Annotated in this window: 11 protein-coding genes and 6 pseudogenes; 16 read left to right on the forward strand and 1 reads right to left on the reverse strand. The window is 60.8% G+C overall.

Translation table 11 applies throughout. The features are described 5' to 3' along the window. The 14 genes and pseudogenes from ACODNH_RS02990 (at position 1) to ACODNH_RS03055 (ending at position 15,131) form a co-directional block, all read left to right on the forward strand. Positions 1-1,122 (forward strand): hypothetical protein, encoded by a 1,122-nt coding sequence (locus ACODNH_RS02990; RefSeq protein WP_434530238.1) that lies wholly within the window; start codon positions 1-3, stop codon positions 1,120-1,122. Further along, positions 1,115-3,322, forward strand: a complete 2,208-nt coding sequence (locus tag ACODNH_RS02995; protein WP_434530239.1) for a VirB4 family type IV secretion system protein — start codon at positions 1,115-1,117, stop codon at positions 3,320-3,322. Before ACODNH_RS02990 ends, ACODNH_RS02995 begins: the two co-directional genes overlap by 8 nt. Further along, positions 3,288-7,636: pseudogene (locus tag ACODNH_RS03000) on the forward strand (primase-like DNA-binding domain-containing protein). Before ACODNH_RS02995 ends, ACODNH_RS03000 begins: the two are co-directional and overlap by 35 nt. 351 nt (positions 7,637-7,987) lie before the next feature. Further along, positions 7,988-9,260, forward strand: a pseudogene (locus ACODNH_RS03005) (phage NrS-1 polymerase family protein). 208 nt (positions 9,261-9,468) lie between these two features. After that, positions 9,469-10,002, forward strand: coding sequence for a DUF7342 family protein (locus tag ACODNH_RS03010; protein ID WP_434530240.1), 534 nt, complete (start codon positions 9,469-9,471; stop codon positions 10,000-10,002). Between the two features lie 8 nt (positions 10,003-10,010). After that, entirely contained in the window at positions 10,011-10,445 is a 435-nt protein-coding gene (locus ACODNH_RS03015) for a hypothetical protein (protein ID WP_434530241.1), read from the forward strand. A 128-nt stretch (positions 10,446-10,573) separates the two neighbouring features. Then, complete coding sequence (locus ACODNH_RS03020) at positions 10,574-11,029, forward strand: hypothetical protein (RefSeq protein WP_434530242.1); 456 nt, start codon at positions 10,574-10,576, stop codon at positions 11,027-11,029. A gap of 267 nt (positions 11,030-11,296) precedes the next feature. Further along, a pseudogene (locus ACODNH_RS03025) lies at positions 11,297-11,588 on the forward strand (hypothetical protein). Beyond that, positions 11,588-11,924: pseudogene (locus ACODNH_RS03030) on the forward strand (DUF7558 family protein). Before ACODNH_RS03025 ends, ACODNH_RS03030 begins: the two co-directional pseudogenes overlap by 1 nt. Before the next feature lie 84 nt (positions 11,925-12,008). Then, positions 12,009-12,341: a ribbon-helix-helix domain-containing protein gene (locus ACODNH_RS03035; protein WP_434530243.1), complete on the forward strand. Its 333-nt coding sequence runs from the start codon at positions 12,009-12,011 to the stop codon at positions 12,339-12,341. A 113-nt stretch (positions 12,342-12,454) separates the two neighbouring features. Continuing rightward, entirely contained in the window at positions 12,455-12,691 is a 237-nt protein-coding gene (locus tag ACODNH_RS03040; RefSeq protein ID WP_434530244.1) for a hypothetical protein, read from the forward strand. Between the two features lie 214 nt (positions 12,692-12,905). Further along, on the forward strand, positions 12,906-13,262 hold the full coding sequence (locus ACODNH_RS03045) for a hypothetical protein (RefSeq protein ID WP_434530245.1): 357 nt from the start codon (positions 12,906-12,908) through the stop codon (positions 13,260-13,262). A gap of 9 nt (positions 13,263-13,271) precedes the next feature. Further along, a pseudogene (locus tag ACODNH_RS03050) lies at positions 13,272-13,598 on the forward strand (hypothetical protein); the annotation flags it as partial. Between the two features lie 666 nt (positions 13,599-14,264). Next, positions 14,265-15,131, forward strand: a complete 867-nt coding sequence (locus ACODNH_RS03055; protein WP_267638808.1) for a DNA-binding protein — start codon at positions 14,265-14,267, stop codon at positions 15,129-15,131. Positions 15,132-15,247: 116 nt separating this feature from the next. Here the strand turns inward: ACODNH_RS03055 and ACODNH_RS03060 are convergent, their stop codons facing one another. Next, entirely contained in the window at positions 15,248-16,627 is a 1,380-nt protein-coding gene (locus ACODNH_RS03060; protein WP_434530246.1) for a DUF5677 domain-containing protein, read from the reverse strand. Positions 16,628-16,755: 128 nt separating this feature from the next. Between ACODNH_RS03060 and ACODNH_RS03065 the strand changes: the two are divergent. Further along, positions 16,756-17,683 (forward strand): annotated as a pseudogene (locus ACODNH_RS03065) (transcription initiation factor IIB). 100 nt (positions 17,684-17,783) lie between these two features. Continuing rightward, a complete protein-coding gene (locus ACODNH_RS03070; RefSeq protein WP_434530247.1) occupies positions 17,784-18,668 on the forward strand; it encodes a hypothetical protein in 885 nt (294 codons plus the stop codon). The last annotated feature ends 20 nt before the right edge of the window (positions 18,669-18,688 follow it).

Raw genomic sequence — 18,688 nt, forward strand, 5'->3', positions numbered from 1 at the left:
ATGTCAGCAGATCAAGACGCGGCAGCACGGCGCATCATGGATCAGTTCGGCGAGGAGAGTCGCATCCCGTATCTCAATATCGATGAAGGAGACGTTGGCATGCTCATCGCCTTCCCCATTATTGGGCTGTTTATCGCTGGCCTCACCGGGATCGAATCACTGGCTCTCCCGTTCGTTGCTGGCGGGCTTGGCTTTGGCGTTGCCGTCATCTACGTCTCACCAACCCACCTGAACGCCTGGACGTGGACCAAAGACGTCTATCGGTACCTCAAACGGCCTCAGGTCACGTTCAGTGCGCCCGCCGACGCCGACACGGGTACCAACGAGTCAGAGCGCAACGAGGGCGGACTCGCGAACTACACGCCGTTCAAGCCGGACGAGCGAACGCAGGATCTCACCAACATCAAGCGAGCGTGGCCGGGCGCTGGTGCTATCCAGCGTGAAGACGGCTCGATGGAGGCATTCATCGAGATCGATCCGGCCAACATGGACTTCGCGATGTCCGACGACTGGGCACAGCTGCAAGACGCCGGAGAAGAGTTCGCCAACAAAGAGCTGGACTCGAAGCTCAAACTCCACGCCACAACCCGTTCATTTCCGGTCGAGCAGATCACCGAGACCATTGAGGAGCGCCTCACTGACGAAGACGTTACGGAGAACCCGATTTTCCGGGAACTCCTCGAAGAGTACCGGGAGACACGGCCGAAGGAGATGCGTGACCGGGGCATCCAGCAGGTCCGGTACCACATCGGCGTTGAGGTCAGCCCGATAGAAGTGTACGACCGCTTCCGTGACGAGGGCACCCCCGCAGAGAAGCTGACCCAGTTCCCGGTCATCGGGTTCCTGTTCAACCCGTTCGTCACCCGCCGTGAGGACCTCACCGACGTCGAGCGCCGTGCCCAGATGTTCGAGAAACTCGACAGTCGCGTCAACGACGTTCGCTCCGAACTCATACAGCAGGCGTCGGGGTGGTCCGCACGCCGGCTCAGCACGGTCGAGCTGTTCGTTCTGAATATGGACTTCTGGAACGGCCGCGAACACGACTACGACGAGGCAGAACGTGTCGTTCGCGACCAATCGATCATCGGCCACTCGCGCCGGGAGGACCCACACGATGCGTAACGTGATCCTCCAGACCGGTGGTGGCGCGCTTGGCCCCGTCGCCGGGTGGCTCCAGAACCTGACACCAGCAGAGAGTGCAGTACTAGCCCTTGTGGTGGGTCTCGGCCTCGGCGTCGGCAGTAAGTACCTCTGGGACCACTTCACTGCGGATGATCAACCAGACGTGGACTTCACCGATGTCCTCGACGAGGAGACACTCGAAGAAGGCGAGGCCGAACGCAAGCTCCTCGACGACATCTCCGAGTCGCACAAGACCGTCACCGCGCCCGGAGCTGTCGAGTGGGAAACCCGAGCCGCACGGGTCGGCGAGCAGTGGACGACGACACTGTACATCGCTAACTATGCCGACTATCCCAACGACGGATATCTGAGTGACCTCTTCGAGATGACCGACGTCCAGTTCGACCTGACGGCCCACATCACGCCGAAAAATCAGGAGCGGGCTCGGAACGAACTGCAAGACATCGCGGACGACCTCCAGGTCGATGCTGACCTCGAACAGAGTATCCGGAGTGCCTACCTGCAGGAACGCGCCAACGAGGCCGCAGCGACGTACAAGGCTGTCGAGAACGGCGCGAACGTCTTCGACCAGGGGATGTTCATCACGGTGCGGGCCGACGAAAAAGACGAACTCAGAGATGCCGTCCAGACGGTCAAGAGTGCGCTCCGGGACGACCCGGCGAACCTCACGCCGAAGACCGCCATCTGCCGGCAGGATCTCGCCCTCCAATCCGCCGCGCCCATCGGTGACAACGAGTTCGGCCGGACGTCGATTGCGCTCGGCGGCGCCGTCGGCGCGTTACTGTCCTCGCCGCACAACGCGACGATCCTCGAGGAGGGCGGCGTCGAGTTCGGGATTCACAAGGACAACCAGAGTCCTGTGGTCATCGACCCGTTCGCCCGGGACAACGGCTACGCGATGTTCACCGTCGGCGACACGGGGTCGGGGAAGTCATTCAGCTCCAAGCAGAACTTCATCCGGTCGATCGAGCAGAGCAAGGACCGGATCGGCATCATCCTCGAACCGCTGAACAACTGGGCTGGTGTCTCAGAGGCGCTCGACGCCAAGCGGATCACAGTCGGCGGGACACTCGGGCTGAACCCCTTGGAGATTCGGGAGACACCCGAACACGTCCAGCGGGCGATGGGCGAGGACGCGAGCCCGTTCAACGAGAAGCTCGACGACGCGATGAGATTCCTCACCAACTTCTTCGCGCTCCGCGGCATCTCGCTGGGAGACCGGCGAACCACGCTCGAACTCGCCCTCAAACGTGCCTACCAGCGCAAGGGCATCACCGACGACATCTCCACGCACAGCAATCCGAGTCCGACTATCCGCGAGATGATGGACGTGTTCGAGGATATGGTCGACGACCCCGAGGAGTTCGTCGTCCGGTCCGACGAGGAGGCCGGGAAGATCAAGGAGGATGCGACGTGGCTCCTCGACCAGCTCCGCCCCTTCGAGGACGACGGTCGCCACGCCAACCTCGGCCAGGAATCCGACTTCGACATCCGGGACGAGAAGGTCATCTACCTCGATCTGGCCCAGCAAGAGGGGAGCGTGGACAGCAGCACGGCGCTGACCATGCAGCTACTCATCTCGCTGGTGTACGAGCGGGCGAAAGTCTCGGAGAAGGAGGTCGTGTTCTACATCGACGAGGCACGCTACATTATGCAGGACGCCGCGAGCCTGGCGTTCCTTGAGACGGTGTTCCGCCACCACCGGCACCACGACCTCTCGATCCGGCTGGTCACGCAGACCGTCGACGAGTTCTTCGAGCACGCCGAATCCGAGGCGATTCTGGACCAGTGTGCCGTCAAGCAGTTCCACCGTCTCGACGGGATGGACAAGGAGTGGGCCGACGAGTTCGGGCTGAACTACGCACAGATGCGGTTCGTCCAGGACGCCGTTCCTGGTAACGAGGACGCCGGCTTCTCCGAGGCCCTAGTGGGCGTCGACGGCGAGTGGCGTGGGATCCAGGTCAAAGCGATGCCCAAGGAGAAGCAGGTCATCGACTTCGAGCCAACCGAGCAACGGCGAGACTCACTCCCCGGGACTGGTGAGAATGCTGTGGACGCGGAGGTGCAGGCGTTCCAAGACGATATTGAAAGCCGAGCGACCGACAACGGACAACACACACCTGAGCGGACGCCAACAGAGACTGATGGCGGTGAAACGGGAGGTGACGACGATGCGTGAGTATCTTCGCGTGACGCCAACCTCCGAACGCCTCAATCCGGAGCGTCTGCCGCAGGCACTGGAGAGCCTCCACAAACTGACCTCAACGGACTCGACAGGGCTAGTTGACAAACTCAATCCGCTACATAGCGACACACCGATACAATTCGAATTTCTCGCGCTGAGCGAGGGGGCAGATGACCCCGTCGAATTCTACTACGGTGCCGACGACCATCTGGATACCCTTGAGAAGCGGCTCCAGTCGGTCTATCCCGAGACGTTCGACATCGAGCGTACCGAGGTCGACGTCGCATCCCGACTCGTGCAGCCTGTCGAATTCGACCAAGAGACATTGCGTCGAGCAGTATAACTCGGGCGGGCTCGGGTATGAGTTCGGCCCTGACGAGCAATACGAACGTGGCACTGACGACAACAAACAAGCGGGGCCAGCAGACGCCGAATCAGTCGCGGATGGAGGAACAGTCGGTGACCAGTCTGCCGACCACTTCATCGAGATTGGTGATACTGCCCTCGAACTCGCCCCACCAGATGCGATTCCTGAGGATGAGCCACTCACCACGCTTGCCAAACCAACGGTAACATCGGAGGGGACGATACTCGCACGGCCAGCGACCGAATCCGTCTCCCCACTCGGCGTACGGTGGCAAGGGTCGGCGACTCGGAAGCAAGACTGGATGACCTCACTCTTGCCAGTTACTGCCGACGACGAAGCAGAACTCCCAGCCGTCGATCAGCCAGGAGGTGCGCTCGCGTCACTCGTCGACCATCTGATGGAGGCGACAGCACCGGGTCACGTTCCAGGTCGTCTTTCCAACGACGCGAGAGCTGGCAGTCCGATGCCGACCTTCGCAAGGAGGACGTCATCGACGGACGAGACACACTCGCTCAGGAAATTATTGGCTCCCTTTTCGAACTCGACGATCAGTCGGAGAGCCGGGACAGAAACCAGCTGAGCGACGCCGTTGCAAAACGTGTCGCGGCAATCGAGGCGAAAAATCCGAAGCGGTCGTTCACCGCGAACATTCGAGCAGTCGGGATTCCATCCGGTAGTGACGGTCACGATGATCTCGATGAGCGAATGCAATCACTGGTCCCGGTATTCGACCCGCTTGATGGACCGTACTACCAGGTTGCGGCCGAACGGGTACGCAACAGCGGCTTCCGGGCAGCCACGAAAGAACGAAACGCCCGAGCGGCGCTGCAGCGGCTCTGGATCGTGAGATCACGACTGGCCGTGGAAAGACCCGACCGGAGTTCGTCCTGAGCGGCCGAGAACTTGCGCACTTCGTACTCGTCCCCTCCTCGGAACAGCTTACTGTCGAGGGGACACGGGGGACGCGTGCGGAACAGCAGAGTCGGAATCCGTTGCCCCGTCCGCACCAAGACCTCATGAGTGAGTTCCGAGACGGGATGGCAATCGGGTATGCCCTCGACGACACCGGCGAGGCCGAAGACGAGCCGACACACATTCCACCCGGACTGCTGCCCACTCATTACGGCCGGTTCGGAACAACCGGCTCTGGGAAGTCGAAAGCCCTCATCAACGATATGCTGTCGCTGTACGACAACACCGAGGGGCCGACGATCCTCATCATCCCGAAAAACGACGATATGGCCCAGAATTACATGCGGGCTCACGCGCGTCGGTTCGGAATGACCGACCTCGAAGAGAACGTCGTCCACTTCCCGATCCCGGACGTCCTCCCCGGGTTCTCGTTTTTCGATCTCGAACCGTCGATGGAGAGCGGACGGCGCCGCGAAGACGCCGTCCAACGGAAGGCCGACCACTACGAAGAGATTTTGAAGCTCGTGATGGGAACCGACCGCTACGAGCGGGCGACTGTGGCCCCGACTCTCATCAAGACACTCATCAAGGCTCTGTTCGACGAAGAATACGGCCGTGAGAACGGGCTGTACCGAGCATCGACGGACTACTTTGCCCACCGACAGCTCGAACACGTCGTCGACCAGCTCTGGGAAGCCGGGCCACCGAACGAGAACATCGGCGACGCTCCACGGTCGAGCGACGAGGAAGTCGCGCGGACGATTCGACGGCAGCTCCAGTTAGATTCGAACACCTTCGCGAACGTGATGGGTGGTGTCGGAAACCGCCTTGCGTACATTTCACAGGATACGCACCTGCGGCAGATCTTCAACAATACCGAGAACCAGTTCGACTTTCGAGATGTCCTCGACGAGGATACGGTCATTCTCTTCGACCTCGGCGACCTCCGCGACGACGCTGCCCGGATCATGACCGGTGTGATCCTGACCAATCTCGATGCAGCTCTCAAGGACCGCAAACAGGCCCTCTCCCAGCACTCGGACGACTACGTCGTGAACTTGCTCGTCGACGAGGCAGCGTCGGTCGTAGTCTCCGACATCATGAATGATCTCCTCGAGAAAGGCCGGGGATTCCGGCTCTCTGTTGGCCTGTCGATGCAGTTCCCCGAACAGATGGAGGCTGAAGGTGGGCGGAAGATCTACCTGAATGCTCTGAACAACATCGGCAGTTCACTCATCGGGAAAATCAACGTCGACCGGGAACTGGCGCGAGCGATGGCCCACGAAGAGATGGACCCCGCGGATTTCGCCAATCGGATTCGTTCGTTGCCACGAGGGGAGTGGATCGCCAGCCTGCCGAGCCCGACGTTCGGTGAAACGGGGCCGTATCCGTTCAGTCTCGAACCACTCCCGATTCCACCGGGCCACCCCGAGAGCGAATCCCCGCTCACTGAGCGTGAAGAGGCGCAGTTCACTGAGACCCTCTCCTCGATGCACGAGGACATCAGTGACGAACACGGCGTGCCGGCCGCAACAGACGCCTCAACAACGAGACCACCTACCGACGTACACGAGGTGCTCGATATCGCGAGCGACGACTTGGACGTCGCGATTGCGAAGGTGGTTCGGAGTCTCCAGCTTCGAGAGGGCTGCCGTGAAGAGAACGGCTGGGTGGCTGTCGAAGCAGTTGACGACGAACTCAGACGACTCTTTGACGACGTCGAAGCCGAGCCGCCATCGTATGATGCACTCGCGGACATCCGAGAACGATCACGATACCTCGATACGACCGTCGATATCGACGCTGACGAGCTCCGCATCCGGCTCACTGACGCCGGAGAAGAGGTCGCGACACCCGATACTGGTAGCGTGCAGGCCGCAGGTGGAAGTGCTCACGACGCAGCACTCCGCCAGATCGAAGAAGAGCTTACCGCACTCGGCTTCACCGTCTCGATCCTCGCACAGGATGGCAGCGAGAAACCTGACGCGAGGGCGAGCCACCCCGACGTTGACGACCAATTCGCCATCGAAGTCGAAACGACGACACCCGAGAATCCCGCAAAGGTACTCACGAATCTCCGGAAAGCCCAAGCAGCGGGGGATATCCCGCTGTTTGTCGTTCGACCTGGACACGACGAAACTGAGTGGGCCGAGCGTGTCGACGGCATTCTCACACCACCCGTTCGCACCCTCCAGAACAGTGAGACGCGGTTCTACACGACCGACTCGAATCTCACGTTCAACGGCGGAGCGACCGAAGAAGGCGGGGTGACGGCCGTGCGACCGGCGAACGGCGACGAGAATGGGACCCAGAATATCTGGCAGCGTGATGGCGACGAGATCGTCCTTCGTGATGCCAGCGGAACGGAACACATCTGCCTCCCGTCGCTTGGGAAACTCTCGAAAGACCGTGTGCCAGCCATCTACAGCTACGACCACGCTGCCGAGGAGTACGTCGTATATGAGCACGGTGAGCAACACATTTACGAGACGAAATCGGCGTTCGAGGGCGACTGGGTGCGTATCAAGAAGCCATTCGTCCCCGAAGCCGAACTCCCCGTACCAGACTACACACGTTCGACGTATGGCATCGTTATCCTTCACGATGAGGCGGAATCGGTCGTATATGAAAACGATGAGAAGCGTCCACTCTCGGCAATCACCGACGGGCCGCTCCGTCCGGCATCGCCCGAATCAGCGGCCGCTGACGAACTACCTAGTCAGATCGAACAAGCAGATGAGACTGTCGAGGAAGACCAGGAAGACCAATCGCCACCTTCTTTCGAATCGTTCGTCGACGAATATCTTATCGAAGACGTGGATGGGGCCGTGCCGAAAGATGACGTATTCGGCCTCTACAACGACTGGGCAGAGGCACACGGCATCGATGATCCGCTGAATAAGAGCTGGTTCACACGGAAGCTCAACACCCACATCGAGGTGGACTCCACGAAGAAGCGAATCGACGGGGAACCCGTCTGGCATTACACTGGTGTCCGCATTCGCTCTGAAGAGAGATCAGAGTCATGAAATGGACGTACACGGTCCAATTCCCGATATCATCGCGACATCTCGGGGCCTGTTCCACCCAATCAGAATCATGATTTCAACTCACCAGACTCACAAGTCGAGAATCACCCGACAGCGGTATGTTCCACCCAAATTCTCAATGGGTGGAACACCAACGAACCGACCGAAATGGGTGGAACACACTCACGTCCAGGGATTTTCAACCAGATATAGCGGGTGTTCCACCCAACAACCGACGAGCCATAGAACGGGGGATCCCGTCGGGACCAAGGGATTGGATCGAGACGTAGAGCAGCGTGAAGTCTGTGCTGGCTCAGAGCCAGTGAGAGCCATGCGAGGTACTGTGTGAGGATGAGTGAGATTAGTATCGACGAACCGGAGCAGATCCCGGAGACGTTGCTCGAACGCGACCAATGGGTGTGCTGGCGAGAAGAGGAACGAGACGGCAAACCGACGAAGATTCCGGTGACACCAGGAGCTGGTGGGTTTCGCGTCATCAACCGAGTCAGAGACCTGGGCGAGTTTCGAGACAGCACTCGACTACACCGAGACAGAGCACGCCGATGGCATCGGGTTCGTGTTTACTGACGACGATCCCATCGTCGGCGTCGATCTGGACGACTGCCGCGATCCCGAGACAGACGACGTCGACGACGCAGCGCTGGACATCATTGAGCGACTCGACTCCTATACGGAGATATCTCCATCCGGCACCGGCTATCACGTCCTGATTACCGGCACACTCCCAGACGGGCGGAACCGGCGCGGGAAGCATCGAACTGTACGACACAGCACGCTTTTTCACCGTCACTGGCGACCACGTCGACCGGACACCCACTCGCGTTGCACGCCGGCAGGACGCGCTCACAGCGATTCATCGTGAGTACGTCCAGGAGGCCGAGTGTGACACAGCACCCGAGTCCGAGCAGCGTGATGGCACTGACGACCGGTCACCGACGACTGATGCGGTCGACGCCGTCGTTGACGTCGACCTCGAAGACGAGGACCTCCTCGAGAAAGCACGAAACGCATCGAACGGCGAGAAATTCGAGCGCCTCTGGAACGGAAACACGGTCAGCTATGACAGCCAGTCGGAAGCCGACATGGCACTGTGCTGTTTGCTGGCGTTCTGGACCGGTGGTGACCGGAGGCAGATGGATCAACTGTTCCGCCAGTCGGGACTCCACCGCGAGAAGTGGGACGAGGTTCACTACGCTGACGGGTCGACGTACGGCGAGAAGACCATCGAGCGAGCGATTGCGACCACGTCGGAGTTCTACGACCCGGACGCCGGCGACGACGCCGCAGATCCCCACGGTCCACCTGACGGGGTCGCAACTGGCGGGACGCCTGACAAGGCAGACCGGAGTCGTGCGTATCTGGCGGAGAAAAACCGCTTGTTGAGCGAGCGCGTCGACGAACTCGAGGCGACACTGCGAACAGAAGACTGAGCGGATCGAGACCCTCGAAGCAGAAATCGAGCGACTCACCGACGAACTCGGGGCCCGTGACCAGGAGACTGCGCAATCCCACAAGGAAGACTCCGAGTACGGGGGACGAGACCGATGATGACCCAGAGTCAGCCTCTTTGTTGAGTCGAATCTTCAGTGGTCGGTCCGAGTAGTGACGCCGCTTCACCGCCATCCGAAAACCTCTCTCGAGCGTTCAGGTTCCGCGAGCCAAGAAGTTTAACCAACAGACTCGCTTTATCGCGCTATTTGTTGGTTAACTGCGCGCAATCTCGCCGCAAAACGGGGCTACCGTAGGATACAGCAGTTCAGGAAACTATTCCCTGAAGTAAGAACTATATCCTTCGCTCTACAAGCCCACGTATGTCCGAGACAGACGCCGCCGATGGGCCGCCCCCCTTCGAGGAGCCGTTCAGCAGCGACGACGTCGAACAGCGCATCTACGGCACCATCCTGCAGACCCGCGAGCCGACGACGGCAAGCGCGATCGCCGACAGCGCCGACTGTGACCCCAAGACCGCCCGGAAGTATCTGGGCTGGTTCGACGACCTCGGCATCGTCACCCGGCACGACGGCCATCCGGCCACCTACGAGCGCAACGACGCGTACTTCGAGTGGCGACGCATCAACCAGCTTGCAGCTGACCATTCCGTCGAGGACCTGCAGGATCGCGTTCGTGAGCTGACGACGCGCATCACCGAGTATGAGGAGGCATACGATGCCGCGTCGCCGGCCGCCGTCGACGCCGTCGCCGCCGCGGAGGGCAGCGACGAGCGGACCATCGACGACGTGTACGGCGACCTCGGTGACTGGGCGACCGCCCGCGAGGAGCGAGACCGCTACGAACGCGCACGCCAGCAACGCACGGATGGCGAGCGCGACCAGGCGTCCGGGTAGCCCGCTCGGTGGCGCCACCGACAGGCGATGGCGGGAGCCCTGCCCCCATCGATCGTCCCATCCTCGAGTTCCTTCAGACACGGCTCCAAGCCACCGGACAGGTCTCCCACGCGGCCATCACGGATGCAAGCGGCCATCTCGAGCTTCAGGTCGTCTTTGCATCGTCATACTACCCAGCGTCCATCGACGACGCAATCCTGACCGTCCGCTGGTACACGAACGACGACTTCACAATCCACTATAGAGAGGTCCATTCGGAGCACACCTGGGAATGCCGATGGGATCGGCATCCGAACCCCCACAATACGCGCGACCACTTCCATCCCCCGCCCACCGCCCCGACGCCCGGTGACGATGACTCCTGGCCGACCGATCATCGTGCTGTCCTGCGACTCGTCCTCGACGAGATCGAAGACCGGATCGCAGCACTGTGGAACGAATAAGCGACTGCCTCCGCAGTGGCGTTTATGGCGCCGACCAAGGGTGACGGCGCTCAGCGCGATGGGCACCACCACGAGAGTCGCCGTGGCGTCCAGCCTGGTGTCAGCTGAGTGCGGTCACAGGTGAATTCATGTCTACGTTCAATAACTCCGAGACAGCGAGTGCATCGCCGTCAGAAAACCACACGAGCCCACCCCGAGAGACCGAGGACACAAAGCCACAGACATCCTGGCCAGACGATGCAAGCAGCGAGGATGGAACGCCAACGCTCAGAATGAACCAATGTCCGGAGTGTGGGAACCGTCGATTCGTCTCGAAACTCCTTGTGTACGAGGTCACAGGCTACGACGAGGGCGGCGAGCAAGAATTCCGCCGCCAGCACGTCCGTGCAGAGTTCGAATACACCTGCAGTGAGTGCCAGACGACACTCCGGACGCCTCCCGCAGAGCGCCGCGATTACTACGACGAAGTCGCGGTCCTCGAAACAGAACGGCGGGCAGCCCTCCGTGATCAACTCCGCCAGCTGGGCAGCGGTGCTGGCGGCGTCTCGCAGCGCGAACGACGTGGCGGGCACTCGGACTCGTAAGTATCCGCTGACCGGGGTCGTGATCGCACTCGAACAGCCTGAACGAAGAGAGCTTCCCCACTATCGACTCTTGGAATCCACCGGAATACGCAGGTTGCCATCGACGGTGGAGAGCCAGCCCATCAGCAGCAGGAGAGGTACGGGTTCGGCGTACGTGCCCAAGAAGAGCAGGGCGCAAACGACCGGGCGAGCTGACTGCCCGTGATCGTCGTTCGCGCCCGCAAAGGGGCGAGGCGCGCTCGAAGCGCGTCCAGAGCGTGAGCTTCCATGACTGGACCTGATATCCTCGACGACACGACAGATGACTACGAACAGACTCGAAACCGAACTCGTTGCCCAGGACCGGGATGCGGCCCGGGTCTCGACGGCGGACATCGACGAGCGGAGTGCCCGCCGTCTCGTTGATGAACTCATCGAGGACGATGTGGTGACACCGGTCCCAGACCAGCGCGTCCTCGTTCACGAGCCCAGTAGCAAGCCCTTCGAGTCAATCACCCAGCTCGCCGCGTTCCATCGCGGGTGGCAGACCGCCAGCGACGCCGGCGAAGAGGACAAGTGATGCAGCAAACGCTCGTTGGCTGTGCCTTCTGCGACGCCCCGCCTGGCACCGAGACTGGCAAGGCGCACACCTGGGGCCAGGACGAACGGGTAACACACCCGATCGGTGTCGACTGTGCCGTCCAAGAGCGACCGGCTCCCGAGAAGCGCGATCACCACGCCTGCGACGGCTGCTGGGCTCGTCGTCGACGCGCTCGCAGCACTCACGCGATTCCGCGTGGAGGTCGGTCATCTCGAAGGCCCGTTGCAATTTTGCGAGCGATGTAGTCCCGGCGGACTTGCAACGTACTGGACGCTCGACCTCGAGGAGCATCTTGTCCAAGAAGTCAGCAAATAAAGAGGACAAGCGATGTCCGTACGTCACCCCCCGGAACAAGGGCTGAGCCCGTCATTTAAATATTTGTAGCACGATGGTACTACCATGAAATACGCGAGTGTCAGCGTCAAGTTCCCGGTCGAACTCGACACCGAAATCGAGCGATTCCTCGATGAAACGGGGATCTACACGAATAAGAGCGAGTTCATCAAGGAAGCATGTCGGTCCCATCTCCGAGACCTCAATGACGACACGGCGATCACCGCGCTTCGGCTAGAGCAACTGCTGGCGCAGGCCGAACAGAGCCGCCAGTCCGATAGCGATATCGACGCAGAGCTCGCGGCACTCGGGAGAAAGTCGATGCGGACGACCTCGAACAGGCCGTCGAAGAGGCACGGAAAGAGACGTCCGAGCAGGTGTACGGGTCTGACGCGCTGAAGATCCTCGATACGAATCTGTGCGGTCTTCGGGACACTGCGAACCAACGAGCAGGCCGCTGAATTGCTTGCTGAAATCGACCGCGGTGAGACAACGTCTGCTATAACGCGTACATGGTCCAAGAAGCGCTGGCCGCATTCGACCGGACACAGAGTCTCTCTGCGGCGGACCGTGATACCGTCAAAACGAGGTTTCTGACGCGACTGACGCGAATGACAGGGCTCATCGAGGCGCCGTCGAGTCGTGATGTGAGCGACGCACTCCTGCGAGAGCAGCGATCAGCTCCGACCGTGCAGACGCTCGCTCGCGTCTGTGAGATCCAGCCGAAGGACGTTCCAATCCTCGTATAGCGTTTGAGCACCGTGACCGCGCAACCCGACGATTCTCACAAACGACGAATCCTTCGCCGAGCTGGAGCCAGCAGCGCACTCACTCCCTGAAATCACCATCGAACACGTTTCCTGACGGCGCCCAATCTCGCTACGGCAGCGCCTCCTCGACGACCATGTGATTGTTTGACTCGGACGCCATATATTGAAAGCGACGGCGGTATTCGGTATCGATATGGAGTGCCCTGCGTGTGGCGGCCCTGTCACGATGGAAGTGGGGCCAGACCATCCACTCTCAGCATCAGTGGCGGATGCACTGCTTGCTGCTGACGAAGACGAGCAGATCGTCGTCGCCCGAAATTGCTGGGCGTGTGGATGGAGTGAGGAGCGGTCGGTGTCCATCGACTCGATCGAGACAACCGAGGGAGACACCCACGCTGTCGAGCGAGCCGCGCTTCTCGACGACATTATGAGCGAGGCGACGGCGATTGACGACCTCAGGACGCTCGAAGACGCCCTCGCTGAGGTTCGCCGTCAACGTCGTCTCACGACTGATGGGGCCGACGCAACTGACAACGTCGACAGTGGATAGGTACTACCCATGACCGAGACCGACGCGCTCTACGACGTTCGGGAACGGACGGAGAATCCAGCCCATGCATCGGTCGACGACGTGATCACACTCGTCCTCGATCGAGCACGGAAACCGCGTGAGAACCACCACAACGCACACTTCGACGAGGCGATGGCTGCTGTCGTTGATCGATATGGTGCAGAGGCGGTCAGAACTGTCATCCATCGTGTGCTCGTTGAGCACTATCCGTTTCGGACAGCCACGGTCAACCTCGATATACGCAATTTCGATGGTGTTCGGATCGGCACGACGGCTGTCTGGACCCTTCGGGAGTTGAACGCGCAGGGAGAGGACTGGACGCGTCCCGTGAAAGCCCTCGGCCCCTCGGCATCCCGCGCCCCACGCTGCGCTCCTCGTTCCTGTGGTGCTAGCGGGGTCGGGGGACGACCGAAACGGCCTCGCCCTTTCTGAGTCCGCCAGGATGTCGGCTGTGTCACTAACCGTCGGTCCCGGTTGACCAGTGGTTCTCTACGGCCCGCCCCGCTCGCCGCGTTCCGCCCTCCGCGTCGCTCGCGACCGACCATTCCGGGCGTGCGGGCGCTCTCCGCACCGCCCGCGCCCGTTCCGGGCTAAAATGGATGTGCCCTCGGCGCCAGCGGGTATCCCCGTCGGTTGCGCCCCTTGCGGGCTTTCGCGTTCCAGCGCTTTATGCCGCCTGCGCTGTCGCGCGCCACACCGCGGCGCGCGTTCTCGACGACAGTCGCCCTGGACACGAACCCGCCCATCGGGCCGGACACGAGCGGGCATATCCCGCTGGCCGCTCGCTCCGGGCGGGTCGGCGCGCGGTGCTGGATGATCGTCCGCCTCGGGCGCGCTCTCGCTCGCGCCCACAGGGCGCTCGCGAAGGCGCGAGCGAGAGCGCGCAGATGGTTCTGTCGGTCGTTGTCGTCGAGGAAATCCGCGATGTTGGAGCATCGCGGTGTCGGGCGCGTGAGCGCCTTCGGAGCTGTACTAACTCCAATGTCGAGTAAGAACGTCTTCGGTAATGAGGTTTCGGTCGATGAACAGGCTTTCGAGAAACACGATGAAGCCGAGGTCGACGAGGACGGATTTGAGGTCGTCGACGAGACCCCGGAGTTCCGGGCGACGGTCGACATGGAAGTTCAGGCAAAGGTCGATTCCAACCATCCGGACGCGCGGGTCGAGGAAGGTCCGGATCACCTGTTCGGGAAGACCCTCGAACAGGAAGAGCGCATCGAGGCACGGGAGGCCGAGCTGGAGCACATCAGTGCCCAGGCGGAACTCAGTCAGCAGGAGGGACGCGCGAAGCGGACGCGGGAGGTCGTCGTCGAGCAGTGTGGCCGTGACGAGCCCGAACCGGTGGAGCGCACGGATCCCCGAGAGAAGCTAACGCAGGAAGACCTCGGGGCGGTGAACAAGCAAGCGATGCGGATTAAGGAGGAAGTCGATGGCGGCTGGTCGAGGTCAGTCGTCGCGAAGCAGTTGGCCGAAAAGGTGCAGCGCGGCCAAGACATGACGAAGGCAGTACTGGAGACGCTCGAGGAGCTAAAGGCGGTCCCCGGTGCAATCGTTCCCATCGCGGATGTGCCGGACGTCCCGGTCGGGGAGGTGACGGTTGAAGGAACAATCGAGACCCTCTGGGAGCCTTCCTCCTCAAGCATCCAGCAAGTCGGGCTGATAGCAGATGAGAGCGGGAAAATCAAGTTCACCTGCTGGGAGAAATCCGGGCAGACGGTGGTGCGAGAAGGTCAGACAGTTCGGTTCCGGGCAGCAGCCAAGAACTGGTACGAAGGCCGGTGCTCAATCGCGCTGACCGGGTGGTCGGATATCCACTTCCCGGAGCGCGGCCGCTGGTGGGAAGAGTAGCCAGCTGACGCAGCCTTCTTTTTTGCTGTGTGCCAGACCAGACCCAAGCCCCACCGCCCCACCCTCCGCTCCGTGCTCGCTCCCTGCGGTCGCTGCGCGCGCAGCCACGACCTCAATCACGAATCGACATCGAACTCAGAGAGGTCGACCTCTCGGTAAACCCATTCTTCGAAAGCAGCATCAACCAGCTCTTCGAGGGAGCTGTAATCGGAATTGGTTCGAATCGTTGTGTCCACGGCCTCTGGAAGATCGTCTACATCCATCATCTCGTCAAGGTAGATCGGAAGTGCGTTCTCAAACGCCGATTGTGACTCGAACTCGGTCTGCTCACGTACGAACTCATCGGTGAACAGCACTGGCGCGCCGACGTAGTTTAGAGCAATATCGACGATATCTTGATCGGCCCACTCCTCCAGTCGGTCTCGTTCGTCCTCCTCTAGTTCTTCGGCAGCCGCTGCGAACGCATCTTGGATGTCGCTCACGAGTTGTTCCATTCCCTTCATTTCCGCCACATGGGTCGCAGACGACTGCCACTCGATGAACGCAAACGTGATTTGTGCCAAGGAGACCACCGTTAACTGGCCTGGACGGTCCAACCCTGCGTTCGACGGGCCAGCCAGTAGGAGGTCGGGCTGTTCAACGTCGGGTATATCGATGATACCGAGTCGGTCAAGCGTCCCCTTCGACCCTCCATGGACCGATTCGCTGGCTAACCGGTAATATGGCTGGTAGTGGTCCAGATCGCCAGCTTCCTGGAGGCCCCTAATCGACGGCCCGCCACCACCCTCGTATGCGTCTGCCGCCCACCCGGTTCCGTACCCGTTATCGTCGAAATCGGATCCAAACCGCTCTACCAGCTCCACTTTCCCCTCTTCGAGTGAGGCCATCGTCTCATCCGCGATCTGTTCCTCATCAAGGTCGTCTACGTGTTCTTGATACGTCTGAGCGAAGTAGTATTCCCAGAGATACCGGTAGTGCAGAAAACGCTCGGCTGTGTCGGAGCCTGCTTGCTTGATGAAGGAAGTGGTAATTGAGAGTTCGTGAAGGGATCTCCATCGGGCAAAGGCTCCATCAGCAAATCCGCCTTTGAGCAGGTGGTGGATCTCCATCGCGACCTGTACTGCCCGTGCGTGAAGTCGCGTCAGAGCGTCAAAGACGAAGTCCTGTTCCTGAGCTGCCTGGAGCCGATATTCCGAGTTGATTGCATCACCCGTTTCCTGCGACCAGATAATGAACCGTTCAAGCAGTTCCAAAGGTTCCCCCCAGCGATCTTCGATCCCGCGCTGAAATTCTGCCTTGGTTTCATAGAGCCGTCGCAATCCCTCGTCATCCTCGCGGACCTGCTCGTACATGCTATCCCCAACAGCCTCAATGACCTCGCTGGTAGCTTCCGCGATCTCGTCTTCGGTGGGTTCCTCATCGAGTTCTCCTTCTTGGAGAAGTTCCAGAAGCTGGTCGTGGATTGCCTGAGAGAGTGGGTCAGTGTCGTTGGGCATACTGAGTTACTCTTTCTCGTGTTTCAGTAGAGTGGATGATGGAGCTTTGGGAGCAATTGGCGTTTATTTACCCCTCAATGGGTGAGGGGCTCGCCGTACTGGCAAGTTCCCTGAACACGGTGAGAACCATGGCAATCAGAGACATCTACGAAACTGACTTCGATGAGGACGTCCAGACGGAGTCGAGCGCTAACCTGTGTCCCGAGTGCGACGGGCGGGTCACTACCAACGCAGTCGAAACCATCTGCGAGGAGTGTGGGCTCGTCATCGACGAGCAGCGGATCGACCACGGGCCAGAGTGGCGAGGGTTCGACGAAGACGAACGGGAGCGCACGGGCGCTCCGTTGACCGCGGCACGACACGATCGAGGGTTGTCGACGGAGATCGGGCCGCGGGACCGATGCGAACGGGAACGAACTCTCAGGACAGAAGCGACGGCGGCTCGCTCGGATGCGGCGTGAACAGACCCGTGGGCGGTTTCAGTCGAAAGCTGAACGCAACCTCGCACACGGGCTTAGTGAAGTCCGCCGGATCAGTAGTGCGCTCGAACTATCCGAGACGATCCGTGACCAGGCCTGCCAGCTCTTCCGCAGCGCTCAGAACGAGGACCTCCTGCAGGGCCGGTCGATCGAGGCGATGGCCGCCGCGAGTGTCTACGGCGCGTGTCGGTGTAACGGGCGGCCGCGAACGCTCGACGACATCACCGAGTCGGCGCGCGTCGAGCAATCGCGGGTGACGAACGCATACACGACGCTGAACACGGAACTTGGCCTGCCGGCCCAACCCGTGACGCCCAGTGCGTTCATTCCACGGTTGGCATCGGAGCTCGACGTCTCCGATCAGATCCGGCAGCGGGCTCGGCAGTTGGCGGAAGCATCCGAATCGACCGGAACAACCACGGGGGTTCGGCCATCCGGATTCGCCGCAGCCTGTCTGTACAAGGCCGGACGCGAAGACGGACGGTGGCTCACCCAATCGGACGTCGCTGACGTTGCGAACGTCTCGGTGGTCACCGTGCGGACCCACCGCGACGCGCTGGACGAACTGGCTGTCTAAGGCCCACACTGCTGATTTTCGATTGTGTACCTGTAGGATGATTGATGTGAGAGCTATTGTTTAAACCCGAAGACGAAGCATGATACGGCCAGAATACTCTATGACCGACCAGTACGCCGACTACGAAGCCCTCCGACCGCTCGGTGAAGCGACCCACGTTCCCGACGATCAACTCGCCAGTAGTAGTGGCGAGCCCCGGCGGCAACGCTCTGGTGGCGTCGACACGGACTATCCAGATGGCCCGACAGCAGATGAGACCGAGTGCGCTTCCTGTGGAGCGTCGATCCCCGCTGGCCAGTCGAAGTGCCGATTCTGTCTCACGAACCATCTCGAAGGAGCCGACGGCCAGGACACAGCGAATGCCGAACGGACTCTCCTCCACGTCATCCAGCTGCTCGTCGAGGCGTCAACGTTCTACGCCGCCGTCGGGAAGGGATCTGCTGCGGCGACCCTCCTCGCGAAGGCAGATGATGACCCAGTAGTCGATGACTGCAAGCTAATCTACGATCTCGACAAGGAACCGGCCCCACAGCTTGTTGATCAGTGGCCCTCGCTCCCCTCGGCGACACGGGTCACGTCTGAATGTGGTAATCAGCTGCTCGCGTCCGCTCGCAACCGGACACCGTGGACAGAGACGACGCAGCCCCGTCACGACGGTGAGCACGCGACGTTTCTCTACGAGGAAACCGGGGGTGGGGTTCGCTCCGAAGATCGTCTTGCAAGCCTACGTGAGGACGCAGACGACCTCTGGCTGGTGCCAGCGATTGCGCTCCAGGAATCCGTTGACAAGACCGATACCGAACAGCCACGACGCGAGCGTCCAAACAGAACCCACCTCGAGTGTCGAGAGTGTGATCGGGAGACTAAGCATCGATTCCGCGAATTCGAGGCTATCCCCGATGACGAGTGGACCGGGCAGCCAATGTGGGGCTGTCAGCGGTGCGGCACGCCCCGCTATGGACCCGAACCCGAAGCCGGTCAGTAAAGATGACGTCAAATTAACCA

The organism is Haloarcula sp. NS06, from assembly GCF_051122755.1.
Taxonomy (GTDB): Archaea; Halobacteriota; Halobacteria; order Halobacteriales; family Haloarculaceae; genus Haloarcula.